Here is an 8,943-nt window from a genome sequence, read left to right as displayed (position 1 = left end):
GGGAGGGTACTGCACTGGAGGGGGGCGCGGGCGGTGAAGGGTGAGCCTGGAGGGGCTGCGCATGCGGGCCGCTGGAGGACTCCGGCACGGCTGGGATGGGCGGCGCTTCGCGTGCGGGGGCTTCGCGCAGCAAGGCAAAGGCGCCGACGGCGAGCACGACGGCAGCCACTGCCCCCGCCAGCACGCGCCGCCGTGCCTTCGCTGGAGGGCGGCCCGTGGCCTCTGGGGCATCGGAGTCCGCTTCCGGATGCGCTTGCACGGGGGCCAGCCACTCCGCGCCCTCCTGGGCCCCCAGCGCTTCCAGGGCCTCCCGCATGGAGGTTAGCGAGGGAATCCGCTTCTCGAAGTCGCGCGCCATCCACTTTTCCACCCACTCGCTCAACGCCTCGGGGACGCGAGGGTTGGCGGTGCGTGCGGACGGGGGCGCCCACATGGGGCTGTTGACGTCGATGCGGGGCGCCTTGCGCGCCTCCCACCCGCCGCGCGCGGGCTCCGCGTCGGTCAGCGCGTCATACAGGCACACCGCCAGCGAGTAGAGGTCATCCTCGGGCGGGAAGGGGTAGCGCGCGTCGGGGTTGTTCTGGTTCTCCTTGAAGAAGCGCGCCGCTTCCGGAGAGCGGTAGCGGTTGGTTCCCGGGGGTAGGGGCGCATCCGTCAACTCCTGCGCTCCCGAGTATTCCCCCGCGCCCAGGTCGATGAGGACGGGCTCGCCGTCCACCTTGCGCACCATGACGTTGGAGAGCGACAAGTCCCGGTGGCGCACCCTTCGGCCGTGCATGTGCTCCAGGGCATGGGCCAGCTTCGCGAAGAGGCGTACCACTTGCTGGAAGGTGGGTCTCGCGTTCTGGAGCCAGTGCGCCAGCGTCCAGCCGTCCACGTACTCCAGCACCAGATATCCGCGTCCCTGCGGCGTGCGCGCCCAGCCCTGCACCTTGGCGATATGAGGGTGGTCCACGTGGACGAGGCACACCAGTTCGCGCAGCAGGCGTTCATCCGTCTTGCCCGGGTCCGCGCTGTGCTGCCGGTGCTTGGAGAGCTTGAGGGCCACGGGCTTGCCGTCCTTCACGCCCCGGTAGACGTCGCCATAGGCGCCCCCGCCCTTCCACTCGCGGACGCGGTAGGCCCCCAGGCGGGAGCCGGGCTTGAGGTAGCTGAAGACTTCCGCCGTCGTCATGGTCCGTTCTTCTCCTGCGCTGGAGTCCCGTCCTCAAGCACCACGCCCGGAATGGCCAGGGGCCGGCCGCCGTCCGCCGCCTCCTGTATCACCAACCGGAAGTCCTCCCCGTCCGGCCCGGACACCCCCCTCTTCCAGTCAAACTCCGCCGCCACGAGTCCAGTGCCATTGGGCGCCAGCACTTCCGGCGCCATGGCCACCGTGCGCGCCTCCACGCGGCGGCCGGTGGACGGATTCTCCAGCCATGCCTTGCCCGGCCTCCAGGGGGGGGCGGAGAGATTCGACACCTTCACGGCGAGCACCACCCACGCATCCGCCTTGAAGCGGTGGACGGACGCTACCTCCAGGCCCGGTGTGGCACTGGGGAGCGGCGCACGGAGCCATTTGACCTGGACGCCGATGCCCTCTTTCACCTGCCCCGAGACAATCCAACCGGAGGGGCCCGTGGCCGTGCCGCGCTCGCGTTGCGCGGTGAGTGCCGCCTCACATGCGGAGCAGCGTGCCTCCAACGCGGCCAGGCGGGCCTGCATCAACCCTGGCGCGCTGGCGTCGCGGAACACCAGGACTTGCGCATCCACCACGTCCGCCGCCGTGGTGAGCTTGAAGACGGGCGCCGTCAGGATGGATTCGTTGAGAAACGGCACGCGCAACGCCACCGCTTCGCTCAATTCCTCCAGCGCCCGGAGGGTGAGGGAGCGTTCTCCAACGGCCAGGATCTCAACAGGCGCTTTTTCGCTCAGCTTCAAGGCATGCGCGTTAATCGGCGTGTCGAACGTGAGTGTTGTAGGAATGCGGGTAGAGACGCGCACTTCCTCGGCTTTCGCGGTGAGCGTGACATTCCGCATCCGTAACCTGGGCTGGACAGCGTCCTCCTCCGCCGCTGCCCACGCCACGAAGGACAAGAACACCAGCAAGAGCCCAGGGAGTCGTGGCAAGGGGCGAAACCTCATGGGTTGACCCTAACAGACGCCCACTCATCCCGGGTGTGCTCCCATCCCTGTCAACGAGCGCTTGCGAGGATTGATTCTGTAGGTGCATCGAGCAGGTGCGAACCATTGGGTTCACTCGCGTGGTTGCAGAGAGGTGGTGCGCGCCCGTGACGCGGCAATCCCTAACCCCCCACGAAGTCCATCAGCACGGCGTAGTGCGTGGCGGCCGCGGCGACGACCATGATGTGGAACACCTCGTGGTATCCGAACACATGGGGGACGGGGTCGGGCCAACGGCGCGCGTACACCACCGCTCCCACGGCGTAGAGCACGGCCCCGAAGAACAGCCAGCCCACGCGGCCGGGGCCCATCACCCCCGGGAGGTGCCACATCACCGGGGCCGCCACGCAGCCCAGGGCCACGTAGAGCCCCGAGCGCAGCCCCCGCGACGCGGAGATGCCCGCGAGCGTGAGCGTGGCGCCCGTCAGCGCCGCGCCCCACATCACCCAGAGCAGCCGCTGGCTCCAGCCGCCCATGGGGGCCAGCGTCGCCATGGGCGTGAAGCTGCCCGCGATGAGGATGAAGATGGCGGCGTGGTCGAACCGGCGGATCCGCTGGTACGTCGCGGCGCTCCACGTGGGCCAGTGGTAACCCCCGCTCACCGCGAACATCAGGACCAGGCTGCCGCCGAACACCAGGTTCGCCACGTACTGCGCGCCCTGCACGGGCATCAGCGCCATCCGCACGCACCCCACCAGCGCCGCCACGAACGCGATGACGTGCGACAGGCCGCGCAGCCGGGGCTTCACACTCTCTTCCATGCGGTGCTCGTACTTCCGGCACGTCATGGCTTCGTCAGCGTCCGCGCGTCCCCGCGCCCGGGACGTCGCGTTCTCCACGCATCGCCCCGGCGGAGTGTCCTCGGGACGTCAGGGCGCGGCCCTGGACGGCATCCGGCACGCGGCGTGGCCCAGCACGACGTCCCCGTCGACGGTGCTCGTCGGCGTGGGTGTCCACCCGGCGCGCAGCCGCGCGTCCAGCAGCTCATCGGCGGTAGGGCAGTGGTCCCACACGGAGACCGAGGTGACTCCGCCCAGTCACGTGGTGTCGAAGACGAGGTAGCGCGCCTCTTCCCAGGGCAGCACCACGTCGTGGGTGAACTCGTCCTGGACCACCACGGCCGCCACGTCGCGCGGCGGCGTGCTCGCGAAGCCCCAGCGCACCACGTCCTGGAGCAGGGTGAGCGGCGCGAGCTGCCGCTCCAGGGCGGCTCTGCGCTCGGGCGGCAGTCCGGAATGGTCGGTCAGGGGCACCATGGCCCGGGAGTGTAGCCGGGCCCGGCCCGGGCTTCACGCGGCCGCGGGCTTCTGCTGGTCGTCGGAAAGCGTGCCGGAGCGGAGCGCCTTGCTCGCGGCCCCCGACATGACCTCCGCCAGCGTCTGCACGGAGCGGGTGACCGTCCGCGTCTCCTCCACGGCCGCCAGCGTGCGCTGCATCTGGCCGGACAGCTCCTGGATGGCCTGGGCAATCTGATGGGTGCCCGAGTCCTGCTGGGCCACGGCCTGGGTGATCTGCCGCACGCTGCCGCTGGTGTCGCCGATGATGCTCGCCAGCTTCTGCAGCTGCGCGCCGGAGTTGCGGACCGCGTCCAGGCTCACCTGCACGCGCCCCTGGCCCTGCTCGCTCATCTGCGCGGCCTCGCGCATGCTCATGCTCACGCCGTCGAGCACGTCGCGGATGCGCTCGGTGGCGCGGATGGACTGGTCCGCCAGCCGGCGCATCTCCTTGGCCACCACGCCAAAGCCCTTGCCGCTGTCGCCGTTGCGCACCGCCTCGATGGCGGCGTTGATGGCCAGCATGTTGGACTGGTCCGCCAGCGTCTTCACGTCGTCGACGATGCTGGACACCTCGCGGGTGCGCTCGTCCAGCGCGAGGATGCGGGCGGCCATCTCCGACACCTCCGTGCGGATGGCGGCCAGGTCCGTCAGCGTGCGCTCCAGGGCCTCGCCGCCCTGGCGTCCCACCACCTCCGCGCTCTCCGCGGACGCCGCGAGCAGGCGCGCCTTGTCCGCCGTCAGGTGCGAGCCCTGGCGGATCTCCTCCACCGTCTGCTCCAGCTCGCGCAGCGCGGCCGCCTGGCGGCTGATGCCCACCGTCTGCTCCTCGCTGGAGGTGTGCAGCTGCTGCACGACGGCGGCCAGCTCGTCCGCGCCCTGACCCATGCCCTGGGCCAGCAGGCGCACGTCCTTGCGGCGCGCTTCCAGCTGGTGCGTGTACTCCGCCAGCGAGCGCACCACCTCCGACGAGCGGCGCGCCACGATGGCCACGAGCGACGCGGTGACGGCGAAGAAGCCCCAGTGCATCTGGCTGTCGGTGGCCTCCATCAGGCCCACCACCGGCAGCGTGGCCAGCACGGACACGAACGTGAGCCCGCCCAGGCCCGCGACGAAGATGCGCGCGTCCCGGTCCCCCTTCCAGGCCTGGACCACCGCGACGCCCACGCAGACGAGCAGCCCGGGCAGCGAGTACAGGGAGAAGGCCGTCAAGAGCCGCCACGCGGTGGTCAGGTCCACGATCGCGATCACCGTCTGGACGAAGGCCAGGACGGAGACGAAGGCCGCGCCCCTGCGGAACCAGCGCAGCCGGTCCGCGCCGATGGTATCGGAGATGAACCACGCCAGGCTGGGGACGATGGAGTACGAGCCCGCGAGCGTGAGGACGCTGCCGACGGCCGCCCCGTCCCAGAGCGCGATGAGCATGCCGCTCGAGCCGAGCAGCAGCGCGCCGGAGCCCATGGCGAACACCGTCAGCGCGGCGATGAGCCGCCACTGGCGGCGCAGCATGGCGGCGCACAGCGCCATCACGCCGATGCCGGACAGCAGTGTCCCCATGACGAAGGGCGCGAGGCCCGCGCGGGTCATCGCCGCGAGCAGCTGTCGGTGCGACCCCACCTTCGCGTCGCGCGTGACGCCGATGGCGGGGCCATGGGCCTGGATGCGCAGGAGCACGCGATGGCCCAGCGACGCGGGCGGCACGGGGATCAGGTGCCAGGCCAGGTTCTTCATCGTCTCCTGTCCGGAGGGGGCCAGCACCCCGCTGGCGTAGACGCGCTGGCCGCCCGCGTAGAGCTCGAAGGCGTTGGCGACGTTGCCCAGGAAGAGGGCGGGCTCCAGCCAGGGCCCTTCCGGCAGGGGGATGCTCAGCCAGAGGAAGGTGTTCGTCCCGCGGCCCGGCGGCTCCTGGAGCGCGTCCACGGGCTGCCAGCCCTCCGCGCCCTCGGGCTCCGTCGCCCACGCGGGAACGCCGTCAGGCCCCAGCGGCGAGTCCCCCCAGCGGAAGCGCCACCCGTCGAGCGCCGGCAGCGCCGCCGGCGCCTGGGCTGCTTCCGCGTGCGCGGCGGGCGCGAACGCGAGGAGCGTCAGCAGCACGGACGCCACGGCCGCGAGCCGCGAGGCGGAGGGGGGCTTCCGGGGGCCGCGGAAGGACGTGGGCTGGGACTTCAAGTCGAGAGCGAAGACGCGGGAGCGACACATTCGAGACACATGCTCCAGCGCCAGGGGGGTCAAAGTAAAATGGGTCCCTGATGCCTCGCCCGCCGTGCCTCCGGGCGGCGCGTCCCCGAGCCGTCTCCGGACGCCGGGACTCGCCGTGATAACAACGCAAAACATGAAATCGTTGGCGGACTCGGCGTGCGGAAGTCGGGCTGGAGGAACCTACCCCGAGGGTCCAATCCTCCTCTGGAGCCAGGGGAGGCGGGCCTCTAGGGCCCGGCGTGAAGCCGGGCGTCGTGTCCCCGGGTACAGGGTGGGCTTTCAAGCCAGGGCTGGTGTCGGTTGCCGGTCGACGGTGACGGTGCGCCGGACGCCCTGATCCGCCAGCGCGAGGCCCGGCTCGAAGCTCCGCCGTGCGCACGCCTGCAGCCGGTCCTTCGTCCCCACGCCCGGCGTCTGGAGCCGGACCGCCGGGGCCGCCGCCCATCGTCGCTGGCCAGCGCCAGTCCTTCGGGGGTGTGAGGGCCAGGACGGCCCGGAAGCGGCGTGCGCACGTCGCTCCTGAACGACAGGCATTGGATGGCGGAACGGCCGAACGCAATGACAGTCAGGCATGGACTCATCCCAGACAGGCGCATCCCCGGAACGCCACGGAGGCGGGATGCCTTGGCCGGCCCTCCCTCGAGGGTGGGGCGGAATGCCCCGCCTGGGGCATTCCAGGCGCGGGACTGCCCCGGCGTCCCGCCTTGTGCGCGGTGGCACGCCGGATGCTGTGTCCCCCCGGGGGAGAGCCCGGCATGTCGAAGGTCCAAAGAATCCTCACCACCGCACTGCCGCTGCTGCTGCTGGGCGTGGCGGCGTATGTGCTGCACCGCGAACTGTCGCACTACCGCCGCGAGGACGTGAGCGCGGGGCTGGCGGCGGTGACGGCCGGGCGCATCCTCCTGGCCCTGGCGGTGACGGTCGTGAACTACGCGGCCCTCACGCTGTACGACGTGCTGGCCCTGGGACACGCGGGGCACCGGATTCCGTATGCGCGCGTGGGGTTCACGTCCTTCGTGGGGTACGCCTTCGGGCACAACCTGGGCGCGTCGTTCCTGAGCGGCGGGTCGGTGCGCTACCGGCTGTATTCCGCGTGGGGGCTCACCGCGCTGGACGTCGCGCGGGTGTCCGCGTTCAACGCGCTCACGTTCTGGCTGGGCCTGGCCGCCGTCACCGGCACGTCGCTGCTCGTGGAGGGTGGGGGCGGGGTGCTTCCGCTCTCCACTCCGGTGGCGCACGTCGTGGGCGTGGCGCTGTGGCTGCTGCTCGCGGGCTACTTCGTGGCGTGCGCCGCCGTGCGTAGGCCGCTTCGCGTGCGCGGCCTGGAGTGGACGCTGCCGACACCCGCGCGAGCGCTGGCGCAGCTGGGGGTGTCGTGCGGGGACTGGGTGCTGGCGGCGTCGGTGCTGTGGGTGCTCCTGCCCGCGGACAGCGGCGTGTCGCTGCCGTCGCTGACCGCGCTGTTCGCGCTCGCGCAGCTCGCGGGCATCGCCAGCCAGGTCCCCGCGGGGCTGGGCGTCTTCGAGACGGTGATGCTGTCCGCGCTCACGCCCCACGTGCCCGCTCCCCAGGTGGTGGGCGTGCTGTTGGTGTACCGGCTGGTCTACTACCTGATGCCCTTCACCGTGGCGGCGCTGCTGCTGGCGGGCAATGAGGTGCTCCTTCGCCGCCACCACCTGACGCGGCTGGCGAAGGCGGTGCACGGCTCGGTCGCGCCGGTGATGCCGTGGGCCGCGTCGGCGGTGGCGTTCCTGGCGGGCACGGTGCTGCTGTTCTCCGGCGCGACGCCGGCGGTGGCGGGCCGGCTGGCCGTGCTGCGCAGGCTGGTACCGCTGCCGCTCCTGGAGGTGTCACACCTGCTGGGCAGTCTGGTGGGCCTGGCGCTGCTGCTGCTCGCGCGCGGGCTCCAGCGGCGTCTGGACGCGGCCTACGTGTTGACGCAGGTGCTGCTGGTGGCGGGCGCGGTGTTCTCCGTGGTGAAGGGCGTGGACTACGAGGAGGCGACGCTGCTGCTCCTCCTGGCCGCCGCGCTGGCGCCGTTCCACCAGCAGTTCTACCGGCACACGTCGCTGTTCGCGGAGGCCTTCAGCCCCGGGTGGCTGCTGGCCACGGTGGCGGTGGTGGGCGCGTCGGTGTGGCTGGGGTTCTTCTCCTACCAGCACGTCGAGTACAGCCACGACCTCTGGTGGCGCTTCACCTTCTCCGGCGACGCGCCGCGTTTCCTGCGCGCCAGCGTGGGCGTGCTGGGCGCGACGGTGGTGGTGGGGCTGGCCGCGCTGCTGCGGCCGGCGGGGCCCCGCACGCACCCGCCGACGACGGAGGAGTTGCGGCGGATCCGCCCCCTGGTGGCCCACGCGCCGGAGTCCATGGCCTCGCTGGCGCTGGTGGGGGACAAGTCCCTGCTGCTCAACGACGCGGGCAATGCGTTCCTCATGTACGGCGTGTCCGGCCGCGCGTGGGTGTCCATGGGGGATCCGGTGGGACCGCCGGACTCCGCGACGGAGCTGGCGTGGCGTTTCCGCGAGCTCGCGGACCGGCACCACGGCTGGGCGTGCTTCTACCAGGTGGGCCCGGGCGCGCTGCCGCGCTACCTGGACCTGGGCCTCACGCTGCTCAAGCTGGGCGAGGAGGCCACCGTGCCGCTCCCGGACTTCAACCTGGAGGGCCCGGAGCGCCGCAACCTGCGCCACGGCTTGCGCCGCATGGAGCGCGAGGGCTGGACCTTCGAGGTGAAGCCTCCCGACGCGGTGCCGGAGCTGCTGCCCCGCCTGCGAGCCATCTCCGATGAGTGGCTCGCGGAGAAGCACACGCGCGAGAAGGGCTTCAGCCTGGGCTTCTTCTCCCCGCGCTACCTGGAGCAGGGGCCGGTGGCGCTGGTGTGCAGGGACGGCGTCCTCACGGGCTTCGCCAACGTGTGGGCTCCGGACACGAAGGAGGAGCTGAGCGTGGACCTGATGCGCTACCGGCCGGGCAGCCCGCACGGCGCCATGGACTTCCTCTTCACGTCGCTGATGCTGTGGGGCCGGCAGCAGGGCTTCCGCCGCTTCAATCTGGGCATGGCGCCCTTCAGCGGCTTCGAGGAGCGCGCGCTCGCGCCGGTGTGGAACCGGCTGGGCGCGCTCGTGTTCCGCCACGGCGAGCACTTCTACAACTTCCAGGGGCTGCGCCAGTACAAGGAGAAGTTCCGCCCGGACTGGGCCCCGCGCTACCTGGCGTCTCCGGGAGGGCTCGCGCTGCCGGGCGTGCTCACGGGGGTGGCCACGCTGGTGTCGCGCGGGCTGGGTGGGGTGGTGGCGCGATGAGGACG

At 71.6% G+C, this 8,943-nt stretch carries 7 protein-coding genes; 1 reads left to right on the top strand and 6 read right to left on the bottom strand.

Annotated features, from left to right (window positions below):
- The 6 genes from D7W79_RS33670 to D7W79_RS33650 all read right to left on the bottom strand — a co-directional run.
- Positions 1-1,174: serine/threonine protein kinase (locus D7W79_RS33670; protein ID WP_147442177.1), on the bottom strand; the 1,174-nt coding region annotated here is incomplete at its 3' end.
- Entirely contained in the window at positions 1,171-2,067 is an 897-nt protein-coding gene (locus tag D7W79_RS33665) for a DUF2381 family protein (RefSeq protein WP_244222117.1), read from the bottom strand. The genes D7W79_RS33665 and D7W79_RS33670, both read right to left, overlap by 4 nt.
- A gap of 218 nt (positions 2,068-2,285) precedes the next feature.
- On the bottom strand, positions 2,286-2,951 hold the full coding sequence (gene trhA, locus D7W79_RS33660; protein WP_244222116.1) for a PAQR family membrane homeostasis protein TrhA: 666 nt from the start codon (positions 2,949-2,951) through the stop codon (positions 2,286-2,288).
- Between the two features lie 81 nt (positions 2,952-3,032).
- A complete protein-coding gene (locus tag D7W79_RS44605; protein WP_208729909.1) occupies positions 3,033-3,176 on the bottom strand; it encodes a hypothetical protein in 144 nt (47 codons plus the stop codon).
- 24 nt (positions 3,177-3,200) lie between these two features.
- Positions 3,201-3,419 (bottom strand): hypothetical protein, encoded by a 219-nt coding sequence (locus tag D7W79_RS33655; protein WP_120529436.1) that lies wholly within the window; start codon positions 3,417-3,419, stop codon positions 3,201-3,203.
- Between the two features lie 33 nt (positions 3,420-3,452).
- Complete coding sequence (locus D7W79_RS33650; RefSeq protein WP_120529435.1) at positions 3,453-5,636, bottom strand: methyl-accepting chemotaxis protein; 2,184 nt, start codon at positions 5,634-5,636, stop codon at positions 3,453-3,455.
- A gap of 755 nt (positions 5,637-6,391) precedes the next feature.
- Here D7W79_RS33650 and mprF point away from each other — a divergent pair.
- Positions 6,392-8,938, top strand: a complete 2,547-nt coding sequence (mprF, locus tag D7W79_RS33645) for a bifunctional lysylphosphatidylglycerol flippase/synthetase MprF (protein WP_120529434.1) — start codon at positions 6,392-6,394, stop codon at positions 8,936-8,938.
- Positions 8,939-8,943: the final 5 nt, after the last annotated feature.

The organism is Corallococcus exercitus, assembly GCF_003611585.1.
Taxonomy (GTDB): domain Bacteria; phylum Myxococcota; class Myxococcia; order Myxococcales; family Myxococcaceae; genus Corallococcus; species Corallococcus exercitus.
Note: the sequence above shows the minus strand (reverse complement) of the source record. Positions and strands in the feature narration are given on the sequence as shown.

What these genes read in the sequence shown, in the direction of transcription:
- D7W79_RS33650 (WP_120529435.1), bottom strand. Translation starts at nt 5,636, where the DNA reads ATGTGTCGCTCCCGCGTCTTCGCTCTCGACTTGAAGTCCCAGCCCACG.
- mprF (WP_120529434.1), top strand. Translation starts at nt 6,392, where the DNA reads ATGTCGAAGGTCCAAAGAATCCTCACCACCGCACTGCCGCTGCTGCTG.
- D7W79_RS33655 (WP_120529436.1), bottom strand. Translation starts at nt 3,419, where the DNA reads ATGGTGCCCCTGACCGACCATTCCGGACTGCCGCCCGAGCGCAGAGCC.
- trhA (WP_244222116.1), bottom strand. Translation starts at nt 2,951, where the DNA reads ATGACGTGCCGGAAGTACGAGCACCGCATGGAAGAGAGTGTGAAGCCC.